This is a genomic window from Exiguobacterium algae (assembly GCF_018617875.1).
Classification (GTDB): Bacteria; Bacillota; Bacilli; order Exiguobacteriales; family Exiguobacteriaceae; genus Exiguobacterium; species Exiguobacterium algae.
Genome location: NZ_JACSKZ010000006.1, coordinates 1 through 16,786, shown reverse-complemented (window position 1 = coordinate 16,786; position 16,786 = coordinate 1). Strand labels below are relative to the sequence as shown.

At 50.0% G+C, this 16,786-nt stretch carries 24 protein-coding genes, 2 tRNA genes and 1 rRNA gene; 11 read left to right on the top strand and 16 right to left on the bottom strand.

The features are described from left to right. The first annotated feature begins 100 nt into the window (after positions 1-100). Together KNP03_RS12325 and KNP03_RS12320 are read left to right on the top strand one after the other, a co-directional pair. The gene (locus tag KNP03_RS12325) at positions 101-796 is read left to right on the top strand and encodes a CPBP family intramembrane glutamic endopeptidase (RefSeq protein ID WP_240544609.1); all 696 of its coding nucleotides are present in this window, start codon (positions 101-103) and stop codon (positions 794-796) included. 17 nt (positions 797-813) lie between these two features. Then, a complete protein-coding gene (locus KNP03_RS12320; protein WP_214829660.1) occupies positions 814-1,023 on the top strand; it encodes a YdiK family protein in 210 nt (69 codons plus the stop codon). A 17-nt stretch (positions 1,024-1,040) separates the two neighbouring features. Here KNP03_RS12320 and KNP03_RS12315 read toward each other — a convergent pair whose 3' ends face one another. Both KNP03_RS12315 and KNP03_RS12310 read right to left on the bottom strand, forming a co-directional pair. Next, the gene (locus KNP03_RS12315; RefSeq protein ID WP_214829658.1) at positions 1,041-1,439 is read right to left on the bottom strand and encodes a hypothetical protein; all 399 of its coding nucleotides are present in this window, start codon (positions 1,437-1,439) and stop codon (positions 1,041-1,043) included. Beyond that, entirely contained in the window at positions 1,436-1,594 is a 159-nt protein-coding gene (locus KNP03_RS12310; RefSeq protein ID WP_214829657.1) for a hypothetical protein, read from the bottom strand. The genes KNP03_RS12315 and KNP03_RS12310 overlap by 4 nt, the downstream gene beginning before the upstream one ends. 117 nt (positions 1,595-1,711) lie before the next feature. On the opposite strand from KNP03_RS12310, the gene KNP03_RS12305 reads away from it, so the two are divergent. After that, positions 1,712-2,047, top strand: a complete 336-nt coding sequence (locus KNP03_RS12305) for a TM2 domain-containing protein (RefSeq protein ID WP_214829655.1) — start codon at positions 1,712-1,714, stop codon at positions 2,045-2,047. A gap of 42 nt (positions 2,048-2,089) precedes the next feature. Here the strand turns inward: KNP03_RS12305 and KNP03_RS12300 are convergent, their stop codons facing one another. From KNP03_RS12300 to KNP03_RS12280, 5 genes are all read right to left on the bottom strand, one after another. Then, positions 2,090-2,671 (bottom strand): NADPH-dependent F420 reductase, encoded by a 582-nt coding sequence (locus KNP03_RS12300; protein ID WP_214829653.1) that lies wholly within the window; start codon positions 2,669-2,671, stop codon positions 2,090-2,092. Between the two features lie 3 nt (positions 2,672-2,674). After that, on the bottom strand, positions 2,675-3,148 hold the full coding sequence (locus tag KNP03_RS12295; protein ID WP_214829651.1) for a hypothetical protein: 474 nt from the start codon (positions 3,146-3,148) through the stop codon (positions 2,675-2,677). Between the two features lie 121 nt (positions 3,149-3,269). Next, entirely contained in the window at positions 3,270-4,058 is a 789-nt protein-coding gene (gene tatC / locus KNP03_RS12290; RefSeq protein WP_214829649.1) for a twin-arginine translocase subunit TatC, read from the bottom strand. A gap of 3 nt (positions 4,059-4,061) precedes the next feature. After that, entirely contained in the window at positions 4,062-4,280 is a 219-nt protein-coding gene (locus tag KNP03_RS12285; RefSeq protein ID WP_214829647.1) for a twin-arginine translocase TatA/TatE family subunit, read from the bottom strand. After that, positions 4,280-4,936, bottom strand: coding sequence for a redox-sensing transcriptional repressor Rex (locus KNP03_RS12280; RefSeq protein WP_214829645.1), 657 nt, complete (start codon positions 4,934-4,936; stop codon positions 4,280-4,282). Before KNP03_RS12280 ends, KNP03_RS12285 begins: the two co-directional genes overlap by 1 nt. A gap of 150 nt (positions 4,937-5,086) precedes the next feature. On the opposite strand from KNP03_RS12280, the gene KNP03_RS12275 reads away from it, so the two are divergent. The 5 genes from KNP03_RS12275 to KNP03_RS12255 all read left to right on the top strand — a co-directional run bounded on the left by KNP03_RS12275 (position 5,087) and on the right by KNP03_RS12255 (position 9,756). Then, on the top strand, positions 5,087-6,988 hold the full coding sequence (locus tag KNP03_RS12275) for an ABC-F family ATP-binding cassette domain-containing protein (RefSeq protein WP_214829644.1): 1,902 nt from the start codon (positions 5,087-5,089) through the stop codon (positions 6,986-6,988). Further along, positions 6,985-7,392, top strand: coding sequence for a hypothetical protein (locus tag KNP03_RS12270; protein WP_214829641.1), 408 nt, complete (start codon positions 6,985-6,987; stop codon positions 7,390-7,392). The genes KNP03_RS12275 and KNP03_RS12270 overlap by 4 nt, the downstream gene beginning before the upstream one ends. A gap of 154 nt (positions 7,393-7,546) precedes the next feature. Then, positions 7,547-8,209, top strand: a complete 663-nt coding sequence (locus KNP03_RS12265; protein WP_214829639.1) for a type 1 glutamine amidotransferase domain-containing protein — start codon at positions 7,547-7,549, stop codon at positions 8,207-8,209. A gap of 86 nt (positions 8,210-8,295) precedes the next feature. Then, positions 8,296-8,589 (top strand): putative quinol monooxygenase, encoded by a 294-nt coding sequence (locus KNP03_RS12260; RefSeq protein WP_214829637.1) that lies wholly within the window; start codon positions 8,296-8,298, stop codon positions 8,587-8,589. Positions 8,590-8,592: 3 nt separating this feature from the next. Continuing rightward, positions 8,593-9,756 carry an iron-containing alcohol dehydrogenase gene (locus KNP03_RS12255; RefSeq protein WP_214829636.1) on the top strand — a complete coding sequence of 388 codons (1,164 nt, stop codon included), beginning with the start codon at positions 8,593-8,595 and terminating at the stop codon, positions 9,754-9,756. A gap of 26 nt (positions 9,757-9,782) precedes the next feature. Here the strand turns inward: KNP03_RS12255 and KNP03_RS12250 are convergent, their stop codons facing one another. Further along, on the bottom strand, positions 9,783-10,646 hold the full coding sequence (locus tag KNP03_RS12250) for a LysR family transcriptional regulator (RefSeq protein WP_214829635.1): 864 nt from the start codon (positions 10,644-10,646) through the stop codon (positions 9,783-9,785). 113 nt (positions 10,647-10,759) lie between these two features. Between KNP03_RS12250 and KNP03_RS12245 the strand changes: the two genes are divergently transcribed. Beyond that, entirely contained in the window at positions 10,760-11,743 is a 984-nt protein-coding gene (locus tag KNP03_RS12245; RefSeq protein ID WP_214829634.1) for a zinc-binding dehydrogenase, read from the top strand. A 41-nt stretch (positions 11,744-11,784) separates the two neighbouring features. Here KNP03_RS12245 and KNP03_RS12240 read toward each other — a convergent pair whose 3' ends face one another. The 7 genes from KNP03_RS12240 to KNP03_RS12210 all read right to left on the bottom strand — a co-directional run bounded on the left by KNP03_RS12240 (position 11,785) and on the right by KNP03_RS12210 (position 15,227). Then, on the bottom strand, positions 11,785-12,351 hold the full coding sequence (locus KNP03_RS12240) for a hypothetical protein (RefSeq protein WP_214829633.1): 567 nt from the start codon (positions 12,349-12,351) through the stop codon (positions 11,785-11,787). A gap of 14 nt (positions 12,352-12,365) precedes the next feature. Further along, on the bottom strand, positions 12,366-13,388 hold the full coding sequence (tsaD, locus tag KNP03_RS12235; RefSeq protein WP_214829632.1) for a tRNA (adenosine(37)-N6)-threonylcarbamoyltransferase complex transferase subunit TsaD: 1,023 nt from the start codon (positions 13,386-13,388) through the stop codon (positions 12,366-12,368). After that, positions 13,385-13,846: a ribosomal protein S18-alanine N-acetyltransferase gene (rimI, locus tag KNP03_RS12230; protein ID WP_214829630.1), complete on the bottom strand. Its 462-nt coding sequence runs from the start codon at positions 13,844-13,846 to the stop codon at positions 13,385-13,387. Before rimI ends, tsaD begins: the two co-directional genes overlap by 4 nt. Beyond that, positions 13,839-14,495, bottom strand: a complete 657-nt coding sequence (gene tsaB, locus KNP03_RS12225; RefSeq protein ID WP_214829627.1) for a tRNA (adenosine(37)-N6)-threonylcarbamoyltransferase complex dimerization subunit type 1 TsaB — start codon at positions 14,493-14,495, stop codon at positions 13,839-13,841. The genes rimI and tsaB overlap by 8 nt, the downstream gene beginning before the upstream one ends. Then, positions 14,492-14,941, bottom strand: coding sequence for a tRNA (adenosine(37)-N6)-threonylcarbamoyltransferase complex ATPase subunit type 1 TsaE (tsaE, locus tag KNP03_RS12220; protein WP_214829626.1), 450 nt, complete (start codon positions 14,939-14,941; stop codon positions 14,492-14,494). Before tsaE ends, tsaB begins: the two co-directional genes overlap by 4 nt. A gap of 107 nt (positions 14,942-15,048) precedes the next feature. Then, a tRNA-Met gene (locus tag KNP03_RS12215) sits at positions 15,049-15,125 on the bottom strand. A gap of 25 nt (positions 15,126-15,150) precedes the next feature. Continuing rightward, positions 15,151-15,227: transfer RNA gene (locus tag KNP03_RS12210), tRNA-Met, on the bottom strand. Positions 15,228-15,365: 138 nt separating this feature from the next. Here KNP03_RS12210 and KNP03_RS12205 point away from each other — a divergent pair. Both KNP03_RS12205 and KNP03_RS12200 read left to right on the top strand, forming a co-directional pair. Then, positions 15,366-16,148: a sporulation protein gene (locus KNP03_RS12205; RefSeq protein WP_214829624.1), complete on the top strand. Its 783-nt coding sequence runs from the start codon at positions 15,366-15,368 to the stop codon at positions 16,146-16,148. Between the two features lie 109 nt (positions 16,149-16,257). Then, entirely contained in the window at positions 16,258-16,635 is a 378-nt protein-coding gene (locus KNP03_RS12200; protein WP_214829622.1) for an HIT family protein, read from the top strand. A 64-nt stretch (positions 16,636-16,699) separates the two neighbouring features. Here the strand turns inward: KNP03_RS12200 and rrf are convergent. Then, positions 16,700-16,786: ribosomal RNA gene (gene rrf, locus KNP03_RS12195) — 5S ribosomal RNA — on the bottom strand; the annotation flags it as partial.

The window sequence follows — 16,786 nt, the reverse complement described above, 5'->3', positions numbered from 1 at the left end:
GTAGTGTGCACGAAAAAATACTCCTACTCGCGGTCAAGAGACCTTATTTGTTACAATGGGTAAAAGATAGGTAACTTCTTATGATTAAGGACGTGTTGAATTGGCTACTCTAAACTCAAACCAATCGATAAATACCCGTTTTTCGATGGCCCCTAACATTCGCCTCCGGCACCTTACCCCGATTTTATTATACGCCTTCGTCCAATTATTCCCGTTTGCCATCAGTGAGCTGCGTCCGGGATGGTTGACGGATACGTTTGTCGGATTATGGATGGCCATCGGGTTTACTGTCACCATCATCGTTTCACTGGTCCTCATCTGGCCGGATTTGAAACAATATAAAGCACAAGGCATCCAGTCGAACTTGAACGACACGGTCAAATGGATCGGGCTCGGGATTTTGATGCAATACGGGCTCGTCATCGTCGCGAACCTGATTGAAACGGCGATCACCGGAGAGTTCGTCGAGTCGATGAACACACAAAGCATCGCGGATATGGTCGAGGTCATCCCGCTCATGATTTTGCCGGTCATCTTACTTGGACCGATCATCGAGGAGATTTTGTTCCGTCATATCCTGTTCGGAAACCTGAACACCTGGTTCGGGTTTTGGATCGCGTTCGCTGTCAGCTCAATCCTGTTTGCGTTCATCCACCAGGATAATCGATTTCTTGTGTATATCGCGATGAGCTTCGCCTTCTCGGTCGCCTATGCAAAAACACGGCGTCTGATTGTCCCAATCGCCATCCACGCGTTCAACAACGCGCTCGTGATGCTTGTATTATTTTTAATGTAGAAATGAGGTGGCTCTCCATGCCGCGACAATTAAAAGTGATGATGCTTTTCAGCCTCTCGTTCGGTGTATTGTTCACCGTACTCGCTTACTATTCGGTACAAGAGTATGGCTTCAGCTTTTGGTCATACTTTATCATCGCCGTCGCCGCTTATGACTTCTTCAAAGTGTATCAAATCCTGGCACTTGCTCGAAAAGTCAAAAAAGACGGTAACAATAAGTCAGCATAAAAATAGCCCAAGCCTTGTTACAGGTTTGGGCTATTTTTATGCTGACGAAGCGCATAGACTAAGGTCATCCCTCTCAGTGTAAGTAAGAAGGAAAAAGCGTACTCGATCATCGTCGGAACGGAAACGTTCAGCTCAATACTCTGGGAAACGAAGTAACCGACAAGCAGAGAGAAGATGAGCAGTTGAAGCGTCCAATGATTCGATTGGGCGATCACGTGATCGGGTCCCCCTCCAACGGCACGTTCACGCTGCCACGCATAAAACCAGATGGAACACAGCGTCCACGATCTTGATGGCAAATCGCCCATCAAGAGTTCAATCATCATGAGCCCCAAAAAGATAAACGTGAAGACTTGGTAGATCGCTTTATGCGAAACGCTCGCTCTCAACGCCTTGTTTGAAAGTCCACCGTTCATAACCCGGTCACCGCGACCGTCAGTCCACCATAAACGAATCCAAGTACAATCATGCTGATGGCCATCATTTTATAGCGTGGAAATTTATGTAGAACGACCGCTCCTCCCACCACATGTAAAAATGCCACAATAAACGTCAATATCGCAAATACCATCCAATTTTACCCCACTTTTTTATAAATACTTATTAGAAAATCATGGTAATGCCTATTTTTTTCCGATATAATGAAGACTGAAATTATTATACTATCTTATGGGAAAGTAGGGAAATCATGAATCCTTCTAAAGCTAACCTTTCGACAGAAGACTTGCTCTTCGTCAACAGCGAAGTAGAAAAGCGTAAGCGTAACATGGTTGTCGCATACTTGCTTTGGTTCTTCGTTGGCGCACTCGGTGCCCACCGTTACTACTTCGGCAAAACAAAATCGGCGATCGCGATGACATTGATTGTTGTCTTAACAATCGGAATCGGTACACTCGTCACTGGAATTTGGGCACTCGTTGACGCCTTCTTGATGCCAAAATGGTCACAAGAAGAAGTGGAAACAATCGAGCGCGAAACAATCGAGCAACTCCAAGCTCGTGAAGAACGCACAGCTGCTTTCTAATACAATAAGACGACCGAGGCAATCTGCCACGATCGTCTTTTTTTATTTGGTTTCTTTTAAGTAGAAGGCAAAGTGACGGTCCTTCCGCTCTTTCACCGCATAGTGAATCCACAGCCACGCGAGCGACTCTAACTCTCTGGCCAGCTTTAACTGTTCGAGTACGTGTACATCAAATCCAATTTCTTTGGCGAGTGCGGCGACTTGTGCTACCGCTTCCGTGTCGTCACCCGCGACGAACATCATCGAACCGTTCGGTTGTTCCAGGTTTTCGACCCCGGTCTGATTGAACGCCTTCACAATTCGCACATTCGGAACGAGTTGTTGGAGGTGTTCGGCCCCTGAGGTTCCACCCGGCCGCTCGATTTCATCGAATTCGATGGCAATCGGATTCGTCACATCGACCAAAACCTTCCCGTCCATGTCTTTTAATAACGGAAGAAGGTCGACGGCAGCCGCAAACGGCGTACAAAGAAACAGTAAGTCACTTTGTGTCGCGACTTCCTGGAGCGTCAATGTTCCCTCGCCTTCTGTGCGCGTCCCGTAGTAGACCTCATAACCGGCATGTTCAAATTGGTGTCCTAGCGTTCGACCGACTTTTCCCGCACCGAGTATCCCAATCTTCATCGCTCACAACTCCTCGTCTGTCCGTGTCACCGTACCGCCAAACTCTTCTGCCAGACCATCCAAAATCGATGGATCGAACTCATCCCCAATCGCCATGACCCCTGTTTGTCCAGGTTCAATATTCCCGACTGTCCGCTTGAACGTGTCTTGGATGTCCTGGAGATGCTTCACATCTTTCGAACCGCCGATGAGTCCACCGGTTAACGTCCCGAATAAAATACCGAACGGCCCTCCGAGTATCCCGACTGCCATGCCGATCAGTGCCCCTTTCGTCGATTTGTTGACGGGTTCAAGTTGAGCCGCATCCTCAAACGAGAACGCACCGTTGTCTTCGCGTTTGATCACGACGAGCTGCTCAAAACCGACGAGCCCCTCTGCATGGTATTTCTTCAGTTTGCTGAACGCCTGATACGAAATTGACTCTTCCGGGAAGGTGAAGGTGACGATATGATACGGTTGTTTTTCCTTCTTGGCCATAGGAGTTCCTCCTTTTTTATACAACAGCGACGAATCACGTTCCCTATTCAAATCCCCGCCTTTTCACTGTGAAAAACCCCCATCATTCAAATACAAAAAAGCACCGCACAATGTACGATGCTTATTTCTCATTCATCTGTTTCATTAAATCCATCTGTTCCTGCACCATCGCTTCTTTCTCCCGGCGGAGCACCCCTTTGTAGGTGATGCGTGAAATCGATAAACTGATCTCATAGAGGAAGAAGAGTGGCAATGACACCATAAGGTGCGACGTCAAGTCCGGCGGTGTGATGAATGCCGCGACTACGAATAACGCAAAGTATGCATATTTCCGAATCTTCGATAAGAAGTACGGTGTCACGACACCAATCCGGGTCAGGAACATCGTCACGACCGGCAACTGGAACAAGAGACCGAACGGAATCGTCAGTTGTAACAAGAACGTGAAGTAATTGTTCGCCCCGATGATCTGTTCGAGTCCAAGGTCTTGACCAAGGTCTGTGGAGATATCCAAAACGAGCGGGAACAGCCAGTAATAGGCAAACGCAAGGCCGATCAAGAACAACCCGAAGATGATTGGAATATACGCGAGCGTCCCTTTTCGTTCATTCGGATGCAGACCGGGTGCGACGAACGCCCACAGTTGATACAGTAGGAAGGGGCTCGACGCGATGAGCCCGATGATGAGCGCCAGGTTCAAGTAAATCATGAGCGGGTCCGCTACCCCAAAGGCGTTCAGCTCGAGTCCTCGCTCGACGAGGTCTTCTTGCAAATAAGCGAGCACATATTTCACACTCGGCAAAGCCATCAAAAAGAAGGCAAAGACGACAAATGCAGACAGCATCAGTCGTCTCCGCAGCTCTGTCAAGTGATCGGTAAGTTCCCGCTCTTGATCAGGTTGATGATTCATGGCTTACTGCTCTTTCTTTTCGATAGCTTTCTTGTCGTTCTCTTCGTGCTCGTTCATCATGCCGTTCGTGGCATTTTTGAACTCACGGAGCGTCTGTCCGGCAGCACGCCCGAACTCCGGCAATTTCTTCGGTCCGAAGATGATGAGCGCGATGATGGCGATGACGAACAGGCTCGCACCACCCGGAATCCCGACGACGAGTGATGATGATAGTAATTCCATTATTGATGAACCCCCTCAGCGGTTGGATAATGTTGCATAAAGTAAATAAGTGACTGCAGCTCAATCGACAAGTCGATATGGTGGACGCGAACCGTGTCCGGTACAGTAAGTCGTGCCGGTGTGAAGTTCAAAATCCCTTTGATGCCGTAGCGGACCAAATCATCCGCGACCGACTGCGCATAGGCCGACGGTACCGTCAGAATGGCGACATCAATTTTATTTTGCTTCATGATTTGCTCCATCTCATCGACGTGATGAATTGGGACACCTGACATCGTCGTGCCGACTTTTGTTTCGTCTGCGTCGAACCCGACGACAATATGTGTGTTATTGTTTTTAAGGAAGTTATAGTTGACGAATGCGGTCCCAAGATGACCGACCCCGACCAAGGCGACATTTGTGATCTCGTCCTGGTTCAGTGTCTTACGGAAAAAGTCTAACAGATACTGCACGTTATAGCCATAACCCTTTTTCCCGAGCGCCCCAAAGTACGAGAAGTCACGGCGAATCGTTGCTGAATCGACCTTGACTGCCTCACTTAGCTCGGCAGAGGAGACACGCTGTTTACCTGATGCATGTAGGCTTTGAATAAACCGATAATATAGTGGCAACCGTTTGGCTGTCGCTTGTGGAATCTTTGGTTCGTTTTGACTCAACGGAAAGAGCCTCCTTTTTACGACACGTTACAAACGAATCTAAATTTCATACACCTTGATTGTAAACGAATTCACATAAGCACTCAATGAATATACCTAAAAACACTGAAAAATACAGTATACTAAATAGAGAGAAAGGGGTTTTTTCACTTGATCCTACTGCAAGTTAACAACTTATCCAAATCATTCGGTGTTGAGCCGATTTTAGAGAACGTTAAACTGGAAATCCAGGAAGGGGAACGCGTTGCCCTCGTCGGTCGGAACGGTGCCGGCAAGTCGACCCTCCTGAAAGTCATCGCCGGCGAATACAATTACGATTCGGGTGACATCATGAAGCCGAAAGATGTCTCAATCGGGTATCTCGCCCAAGACTCCGGGCTAGAGTCGGACGAGACGATTTGGAACGAGATGATCACCGTCTTCACCGACTTGATTGAACAGGAAAAGACTCTTCGCCGCATGGAAGCCGACATGGGATCTGAGCGCATCCTAAATGATGCAGCCGCATATGAACGTTTGCTTGCCGCGTACGATGAGGAGCAACACACGTTCAAGGACCGGGGCGGTTACCAATACGAGGCGACAATCCGCTCGGTGCTCCATGGGATGCGTTTTTATCCCGAGGACTTCGAACGCCGCATCGATACGCTCTCCGGTGGGCAACGGACGCGACTCGCTTTGGCGAAGATGCTTCTCCAAAGCCCGGACCTGCTCATCCTGGACGAGCCGACGAACCATTTGGACATCGAGACGCTCGCCTGGCTCGAGAAATATTTGAGTGGCTATAAAGGTGCTGTCCTGATTGTTTCGCACGACCGGTACTTCCTCGACCGGGTCGTCTCGGTCGTCTATGAGCTGTCCCGCCACAGAAGCCGTCGTTTCGTCGGAAACTACACGAAGTACCTCGAGCAGAAGGCCGCGCTTTATGAGCAGGAGAAGAAGCAGTTCGAGTCGCAACAGGAAGAAATCGCGAAGATGCAGGACTTCATTCAGCGCAACATCGCCCGCGCGACGACGACGAAGCGCGCACAAAGCGTCCGGAAGCGTCTTGAGAAGGTCGACCGTCTCGAGGCACCGGACGGAGACGAGCGCAGCGCCGTCCTCTCGTTCACAATCAAACGGCAAAGCGGAAACGACGTACTCAGTGCGAGCGATCTTGCCATCGGGTATGAAGAACCGATCGCCCAGAATCTTCGCTTCCAATTACAGCGCGGTGAATCGGTCGCCCTCGTCGGTCCAAACGGGGTCGGGAAGTCGACACTCTTGAAAGTGCTGACGAAGCAACAGACCGCCCTCACCGGAGACATCCGTTACGGGACCGGCGTCGAGATCGGCTATTACGACCAGGAGCAACAAAACTTGTCCGATACCAACCGCGTCATCGACGAGATTTGGAACGACTGGCCGCTCATGCGCGAGCAGGAAGTACGAAGCCTCCTCGGACAGTTCCTCTTCAGCGGAGATGACGTTATGAAGCGTGTCCATGAACTGTCAGGTGGAGAACGCGCCCGCTTGACGCTCGCCAAGCTTAAACTTGAGCAGCCGAATCTACTCATCCTGGACGAGCCGACGAACCACTTGGACCTCGACTCGAAAATGATTCTAGAGAACGCCCTGCTGGATTACCCGGGAACCATCCTCTTCGTCTCCCATGACCGTTACTTCATCGACCGCCTGGCGACACGTGTGTTAGAAATCACGCCGAACGGCATCGATGAATACCTCGGGGACTACTCGTACTACGTCGAGAAGAAAGAAGAGCTCGAAGAGTTGGCCCGCCTCGCACGCGAGGAGACGAAGCAGGTCGTCGTCAAAAAACAACGCGCCGATAAAATTCAGCAGCGGGAAGAACGACGCATCAAACAGCGTATCGAGGAAATCGAACAGATGATTGAACAACATGAACTCCGCCTTGAAGAAATCGAACAGCTCCTCTGTGAGCCTGACGTCTTTAACGACTTCGCCCGTGCTCAGGAACTGTCGACCGAATCCGATGCGGCGAAGGCATCCATCACGGCGCTGTATGCAGAATGGGAGGAACTCCATTCATGATGCGAACCCGCGCCATGCGGATCGAATGGATTCAGGCGTTCTTGACCGGTCTGGCCTATATCGTGCCGACCGGAACCGAGTACGTTTCTGAACTCATCCGCGGGGAACCTACTGTCGTGCCGTCTATCTTGTTTTATTTCTTACCCCTCGTAATCGGATTTGTCATTCAGACGTGGACCGGGATTATCATCAGCCTGATGAGCGGAATGTTGATGAGTACACTCTTCATCCGTCTTGTTGTTTGGCCGGTCGACGTCACCGTCTACAGCTTTTATGCACCCGGTTCGGTGTGGGCCCACTTTTATGAAGAGACCTTCTTCATGTGGATCCTGGCCTTAATCGTCTTCATCATCAGCCGCATCAACACGTGGCATCGGGAGAATTTTCGACAACCGAAAGCCTGAACAGTCCGTCCTCTTTTTGAAGGGGACGGCTTTTTCATTTATGTATAAATTTATTTATAGATAAGGTGTTTTTTCTTAATTTGTTTTTCGTTAAAGTGCGCGTTATTCTAGTCACATACCGAAACAACGGATTATTTCTTAGGAGGAATGACAGATGAGTAAACGTGTATTAATGGTCGTGACGAACGCAAAAGAAATGAAGGAAGGTCACGCGACTGGACTTTGGTTATCCGAGTTTGGTGAGGCATACGTCGAATTCAAACAACAAGGATATGACATCACGGTCGCTAGCCCGAACGGTGGTCAATCTCCAATCGACGCACGCAGTTTAGAAGGAGAAGTACCTGCTGACATTCAAGCGACGGCTCCCCTTCTCGAAGACACAATCGATTTGAAGACGATCACAAACTTCGACCAATTCGATGCCATCTTCATGCCAGGTGGTCACGGAACGATGTTCGACCTTCCACAAAGCGAAGCGTTGAATGTTGCTATCCGTTCACTATTTGAAGCAGACAAAACGGTCGCTGCCGTCTGCCACGGTCCCGCTGGTCTTGTCGGTGCGACATTGTCTGACGGCACACCACTCGTGAACGGTAAAACGATTGCGACGTTCACGGATGAAGAAGAACGTGCGACAGGTCTTGATATCTACATGCCGTTCCTACTTGAAACGCGTCTTCGTGAACTCGGTGCGAACATCGTGCTCGCAGACAACTTCACAGAAAACGTTCAAGTCGATGGAAACTTGGTAACAGGCCAAAATCCACAATCGACCGTTGCTGTCGCAAAAGCCGTCATCAACACGTTAAACTAATCGATTCTTTCTCGTTGCCAATCGATGAAAGAGGACGACCCGCCTGTTCTCGAACAGGCGGGTTTTATAGATGAGGAGGAATGAAGATGATTACCATCTTAGCCCAGATTCAAGCGAAGCCTGGTCTCGGGTCCGCGCTCGAGACACACTTACGTCAAGTCGTCACTCCATCACGCGCAGAGGCAGGTTGTGTCTTCTATACGCTACATCGTGTTGAAGGCAACCCGGACGCGTTCGTCTTTTATGAAAAGTGGGACGACAAGGAGGCACTCGATGCGCATATCGCCTCACCCCACTATCAAACGTATCGCAAAGAAGCAGAGGCACTTCTCGCTAGTCGCGACGTTCAATTTTTAGAAGAAATCAAGGAGGTTGACTAATCAATGGAACGTTTTCAATATCACAACCCGACCAAACTCTTATTCGGAAAAGGACAACTTGAATCACTCCGCACCGAAATCCCACGATACGGGGACCGCGTCCTTCTCTTATACGGTGGAGGGAGCATCAAAGCGAACGGTCTTTATGAAGAAGTAACCGCTCTATTAGCCGACATGAACGTAACCGTCGTCGAACTTTCTGGTGTCGAACCAAATCCGCGTCTAACGACAGTTCAAACAGGGATCGACTTAGTCCATGAACATCAAATCGACCTCATCCTAGCTGTCGGTGGAGGTAGCGTCATCGACTGCGCGAAAGGAATCGCAGCCGGTGCAAAATATGACGGGAATCCGTGGGACATCGTGACACGACAAGTCCCCGTCACAGATGCATTACCGATTGGGACAGTCTTGACATTAGCGGCAACGGGATCGGAAATGAACGGTGGCGCCGTCATCACAAACTGGGAGGCGCAAGATAAGCGCTCGTTCGGCTCGCCCCTCACTTATCCGAAATTCAGCGTACTCGACCCGACCTATACGTTGAGTGTACCGGCGAACCAAACCGTATACGGAATCGTCGATATCATGTCGCACGTCTTCGAACAATATTTCCACGCTTCAGAGAACGCCCTACTCCAAGAACGGTTCGGGGAATCGATTTTACGGACCATGATGGAAACGGCACCTCGCCTCGTCGAAAATTTGAATGATTTCGACGCACGGGAAACGATGTTGTTGAACGGAACGTTTGCCTTAAACGGGACATTATCGATGGGCGTGAAGACGGACTGGGCGACTCATATGATTGAACACGCGGTCTCTGCCGTCTACGATATCCCACACGGTGGCGGACTTGCGATTCTCTTCCCGGAATGGCTTCGCTATGTTGGGAAGACACGTCCCGAGCGCATTATTCAACTCGGTGAACGCGTCTTCGGTATTGACGTGAATGGCAAGTCGGATGACGTGCTCGTCAAGGAGACGGTTCAGGCGTTACAAGACTTCTGGACATCAATCGGCGCACCGTCACGTCTCAGTGATTATGAAATTGACGCCACACATCTCGAATTGATGGCAGAACGGGCAATGGTCGCCGAACAGATCGGTCAGTACGTCCCGCTCCGTCAACAAGACGTAGCAACAATCCTAAAAAATGCATTATAAAAAGTAGGGCCCTCATGGGTCCTACTTCATTTTGCATCCTGCAACGCTTGGATGACTTGGTTGATGACGGGGTCATGCTTCGACTCTGTCCGATGCGCGAGATAAATGACGTTCGTCGCAAAACGCTCCGGTGCTACGATTTGAACGCTTCCTCGCTCGAGTGCATGTCGAATCAAATAGTTCGGTAAGATACTGATGCCGCACTTCGATTCGATTGCCGCAAGGATCGCGTCGACGTTTGGTAAGATCATCTCCGGACGGATGTCTGGGCGTTCCCCGAACTGTGTCTGATAGTATCGACGGATGATGGGAAGCTCCAATCCGTAACTGATCCACGGCTGACGATCCATCCAATCTTTTAACTCGTCGGTTGGGATTTCCCAATCGTTCGGTGCTACTAACAAAAACGATTCGTCGGCAATCGGGACGTATTGGATCCCTGGCTCATCCATCCGCTTCGTCGCGATGACGAAGTCGAGCTCACCGTCCGCTAAGCGTTTAATTAAATCTGCTGTCATCCCGAAATCTGCGATGTACTGTGCAGCATCAAGCGGCAAAGCGGGTATAATCTCATGTGTGACGAACTCGGTCGGTCCACCGAACTTGAGGACAGGACGCGGTTGCTCCCCTGAGACATATTTCACCTCAAGCGATAGTTCCTCGAGACGGTCGATCAAGCCGACCACTTGTGTGTACAACTCCTTCCCTGCGTCTGTCGGAATCATCTGACGTGGTGCCCTTGTGAAGAGGGACGTTTCGAGTTCTGCTTCGAGTGCGGCGATATGTTGGCTAACAGCCGGTTGGGTCAAAAAGCGGACACGCGCCGCTGCCGATACGGAACGTTGTTGGTACACGTGTATAAAGCTGCGATACCATTCAAAATCAATCATCTGTGTAAACTCCTTTTGTATTCATTATCTTCAGTATAAAAGGGAGTAAATCATAAGACAAATAACGTTTAAAGGATATATCGATAAATAATTTTATAAGGAGTGGCTGTTAGATGAAAGCTTTATTACTACATGAACCGAACACATGGCAGACGATGCAAATCGAGGAGGTCGATGCACCATTACTTCGTTCCGGCGAGGTATTGATTGGGGGAGAATATGCGGGGCTCAACCCGGTCGACTATAAAACGGCAACCAACGGCAAACCCGAATGGTCATACCCTCACGTCCTCGGGCTCGATGTCGCGGGTACGATTGCCGCTGTCGCGGATGACGTGACGAATGTACAAGTCGGTGACCGCGTCCTCTATCACAGCAACTGGAATGAATGGGGTGGTTTCGCCGAGTTCACTCGTGCAAAGGCGCACATGGTCGTACCGATTCCGGAATCGATCTCGTTCGCTGATGCGGTCGCTTTACCGACAGCTGGATTCACGGCGTATCAAGCCATTTTTGAAAAACTTCCGATGAATGCGATTGATACAATCCTCATTCATGCTGGTGCCGGCGGTGTCGGTGGCTTTGCCATTCAACTTGCGAAGTATCTCGGGAAAAGCGTCATCACGACCGCTTCAGCGCGTAACCATGACTGGGTCAAACAGCTCGGAGCGGACGAAGCGATCGACTACAATACGGAAGACTGGCAACAACGAGTGATGGAATTGACGAGCGGTCACGGTGTCAATGCCGTCATCGATCCCGTCGGTCGTGAGACGGCGACCGCTTCCCTCCAAGTCATCGCCTACAACGGACACATCGCCCATATCGCAGGAGCCCCTGACATGAGTGTCATCAAACCTTTCACACGTGTCATCTCCTACCATGAGGTCGCACTCAATGCGATTCATCATCAACAAGACCGTGTGAGCGAAGCAAACATCGTCCGCATCGGTACGCACATGCTCGAACTGCTTGCAGCGGGTGAGATTCAACCGATGATTCAAGAGACAATTCCATTTGCGGATATCCCGAAGAAGTTGGTCGAACTCTCAGACCGACACGTCGTCGGGAAAATCGTTGCCAACTTGAAGGCATGAAAAAAGAGGTCAGCGTTTTAATACGCTGGCCTCTCTTCATATTAAAAGTATCGTAGCGGTTGGAATCCGATACGGTGAAAATCAAGTTTAATGCCGTCTTCCGTGATAAAGAAGACATATTCGTTCGTATCCACGTCCCGGACGAACACCTTATAGAACGTGAGCGGTTCTTCCCGGTTCGTCACATAACGTGCTTCATGTGTCGAAATGACTTGAGCGAACAGTTGCTGCGTATCGAGTTCTTCGACGAGGTCGTCAAACTTCGCTGCTTCCTCTTCTGTTGCTTCCCGTCCCGACTCAATCTCGTAATAGGCGTCGCTCGCCTTCGGCTGTACTCCAAGGTTCCGGTCGACGACAATGACACTCTTCGTTTCCTGGTCGACCACGTTTCGATAGCCATATAAAGACTCGACGAGGGTGTTTTCACCTGTCACGCGACCGATTCCTTCAAGCGACTCTTCCCCAGTGAGTGATTTCACGCGTGTCTCTTCCGGGACGATTTCTTCTTGATAGGCGATAGTATAGGCACGGATGATTTCACGTACTTGTAAAAATGTCGCGATGACGAGCAGGACGACGAGTCCCCCAATTATGATGCGTTTCATCATTTCTCTGTTTCCCCCTAGACTGACATGCTCTCTTCTAAGGATAACCCAGGAACCGCGTTCATCGCTAGCGTATCGCGCTTCCCTCGCATATACGCATGATGTGCCGCTACTCCGATCATCCCGGCATTGTCGCCGCACAAATCCAGCGGCGGAATCACAAGACGGATTCCTTCCCGTTCGGTCGCTTCCGCCAACGCCGCACGCAGGCCACGGTTCGCCGCAACCCCACCGGCAACGAGGAGTTGCTTCGCTCCTTTTTCTTTCACCGCGCGGATCGCTTTTTCCACGAGCACTTCGACGACACTTGCTTGGAAGCTTGCCGCCAGGTTCTCCGGCACTACGATTTCACCACGCTGTTCGGCATTATGGACCGCATTGATGACCGATGACTTCAAACCACTGAAGCTGAAGTCAAAGCTGCCCGGCTCGAGACGTACACGCGGGAAGTTGTACGTGTCTTCCCCGGAAGCCGCCAACCGGTCGATTGCAGGACCACCTGGATAAGGGAGCTTGAGCGTACGCGCCACTTTGTCATAGGCCTCACCTGCTGCGTCGTCACGTGTCTCACCGATGACTTCAAACGTCCCATGCTCCGGCATATAGACGAGCTCTGTATGCCCTCCTGAGACGACGAGACAGACGAGTGGGAATTCCATTTCTTCCACCAATTCATTCGCGTAAATGTGACCAGCGATATGGTGGACACCGATGAGCGGCAATTGATGCGCAAAAGCGAGTGCTTTGGCCGCACTAATCCCGACAAGAAGCGCTCCGACAAGACCGGGTCCTTGCGTGGCCGCGACCGCATCGATCTCCTCCATCGTCACGCCTGCTTCACTGAGCGCATCATCGATGACGTATGTGATCCGCTCGACGTGATGGCGAGACGCCACCTCCGGCACGACCCCGCCAAAACGTTTATGACTCTCGATTTGCGACGAGACGACGTTAGACAAGAGGGTTTTTCCATCACGAACGATGGCAACCGACGTCTCATCACAACTCGACTCAATCGCAAGGATGAGTGATGTGTTCATTCTGATTCACTTCCTAACTTGACCCAATAAATAAAGGCATCTTCATTATTATCTTGATAATAGCGTTTTCTTCGACCCGCTTGTTGAAAACCGAATTGTTCATATAACTTCTGCGCCCCGACGTTTGAAACGCGGACTTCAAGCGTCAATCCGACTAAGTCCTTCTCCCGCGCATAAGCGACGAGTTGGGCTAACAATTTTTGACCGATCCCTTGTCCCCGATACTCGGGCAAGACAGCAATATTCGTGATGTGTCCTTCGTCGACGATTTTCCAAACCCCGACGAATCCGATGACCCGTTTTTCATGGACGGCGACGAAATAGACCGCTTGATCATTTCGAAGCATCTCGTTCATAAATGCCTCTTTCGTCCACGGAATGGAGAAAGAGGCCGCCTCGACTTTCGCGACTTCTTCCACGTCGAGCCACGTCATCCGGCGAATTGTGACGTCAGCCATTGTTTTGTCCCTCTAACCATTTCGCTTCTGCTTCCGCCAAACGAAGGTACTCCGGTTCAAAAGCGTGCACGTCCGTTGTTTCATCGGCAAACAGAACTAAATCACTGGCGCGGCCATAGCTGTGCGCGGCCGGTGCCTCGACGTAATCATAGTCAGCCAACGTGTCACGAAACGGTTCGACATCACCTACTACCATGAAACGCGCTTGTCCGTTCACTTTGAGCCAATCGGATACAGAAGCGTGAATATCCGGTGTGACTGCTTTATTCTTCTGATAATGTCCGATATAGGCATTGCCACGACGGGCGTCGATCAGTGCGACGACGGGCAAATCTGAATTCGGTGCCGCCGCCATCAATTGAAGGGCAGAGACTCCTATGAGTGGAATACGGAGCGTGTAGGCAAGTGTTTTAGCCGTTGTCACCCCGATCCGGATCCCCGTATAAGAGCCTGGTCCTGTCGTGACGATGATCCGCTCCAGCATATTCGGCGTCCATTTAACGGCTGTCATCAATTGCTCGATCATCGGCATAAGGGTCACTGCATGGTTTTTTGACACCATGACCGTCGCTTCGGCTTGAATTTCTCCAGCCTCACTTAATGCGACAGATAAACGTGTCGTTGCCGTATCAATCATCAATTGTTTCATGCGAGCACCTCCTTGACGAGTTGTTCATACGATGTACCGGTCGGTGTGAGTGTGATTTTTCGTTCCTCGTCTCCAGTCCGCTCGATTGTAATCGCCAATCGCTCATTCGGTAGGGAGGACTCGATTAAGTTTGACCATTCGACGATGGCAACCCCGTCTCCGTTTATATACTCTTCTAGTCCGATGTCATCCCCCGTGTCCTCGAGACGATACACATCCATATGGTAGAGAGGGAGGCGACCTTTGTATTGCTTCATGATGGTGAACGTCGGACTGTTGACGTTACGTGTCACCCCTAATCCTTTTGCGAATCCTTGGGTGAATGTCGTCTTCCCGGCTCCGAGATCACCGTTTAGCGTAATGACCGTTCCTGCTTCGACGAGCGTGGCAAGTTTCTCTGCCATCGCCTGCGTCTCCGCCGCGGAATGGGTTATCAATGTATACATGAATGTTTCTCCTTTTTATCGGTTGTAGCGATACGTACTCATTGTACACTCCATTTTATGCAAAAAAAAACACGAAACGCCATCGTTTCGCTATCTCATTAAAAAATTGGTTGCGGGGGCTGGATTTGAACCAACGACCTTCGGGTTATGAGCCCGACGAGCTACCAGACTGCTCCACCCCGCGACGACATATGAAATTAAATAAAAATTGGTTGCGGGGGCCGGATTTGAACCGACGACCTTCGGGTTATGAGCCCGACGAGCTACCAGACTGCTCCACCCCGCGATGGTTTGAATTGTTTCGACATCCTCTATAATAAGCGAGACAGTTATAAAATGCAACCTTTTTCTACATGTTTTTCGTATTTTGGAATCGGGAACACATAAAGGAGTCATATCTATTAGAAAAAGGGGCGCGACCATCATGTCAAAATGGGGAAATCGATTTAAAAAATGGTTCTTTTCAGAGATTGAAGCGGAGATCACGTTTGATCCGGTGACATTCATCCCAAAACAAGAAGTGACGGGTACGCTACACGTTTCGAATCCAACAACGAATGTCGTCCGTCTGCAAGAGTTGACACTCAACTTTTTGACGACATTTAAAGATATTACGATTGAAGGGAACGAGTTTAATCGGGAAGCCGACATTCAAGAAGTGCCGATTCCACTATCTGCCGCGCTGGAGCCGGGTGAAAAAGAAGATATTCCCTTTTCTTTTGAACTGACCATGTATGCCCCTTCTACAGCAGGCGCACCTTACAGTGTGGAAGCTACATTATGGGACAATGAGACGAAACGTGTCTGGTTCGACGTTCTCGAACATATTGAAGTGGAGCCGATGCCTGAACTGAAACGGCTGCTTGAAGCAACGGAACATGCCGGGCTCGAGCCAATGTTCGTCCGAAATGTCATTGATCCACTCGGAGAAGAAAGGCCGTACCCGTTTGTTGAAAAATATGGCTTCAGACCAGTCGGTGAATGGGCAGATGAGTTCGAGGTGGTAAAATCATTCTGGCGCCTCGATGAAGACGGTGTCGACATCTATTATTGGCTGGACAACATAGAGCATCAACGTACACTTGAATCCATCGCAAACGATGTCGAGCTTCGACATCGCTCCCTCACCTGGGACCAATTAGAACGTGAACGTGAACAACTCGGTGTCGGCATTCAAGAGACACTACGTAGTCACCGCTCCTCGTGAGCGGTGTTTTTGTGTACGGTTTCTCTTTAATCCTAGTCAATCAACTGGTTTAACCTTGTCTGAGTACCTTTTCTGATACACTGTTATGGAGAAAGGAAGTGTACGAAGCATGACCTATTGTCCATTTTGCCACCCCATGCGTGACCCACATCAAACAATCATTGCTGAGAATGACTCTTGTTATTTCCTCATGCATGATCATGAGCAGGACGTTCTCGTCGGCTCGGGCGTCATCGTTCCGAAAGAACATCGTGCGACGACGTTCGAATTAACTCCTTTAGAGTGGCAGCATACATACGAACTACTCCACGCTGCGAAATTACATCTCGATGAACGGTTCCACCCCGACGGATATACACTCGGTTGGAATGTCGGAACCGCTTCGAACCAAACCATTCCCCATGCACATCTTCATGTCATTCCACGTTACACGAACGGACCGCACGCTGGAAAGGGATTACGACATTGGTTGAAACGTCCTGAATAAATCAATAGTAGAATTTCAAGAACAAAAAAACGACCGAGCGCTATGCTCGGTCGTCTTCGCTGTTGCCTGGCAACGTCCTATCCTCACAGGGGGAGATCCCCCAACTACTTTCGGCGCTGAGACGCTTAACTTCCGTGTTCGGCATGGGAAC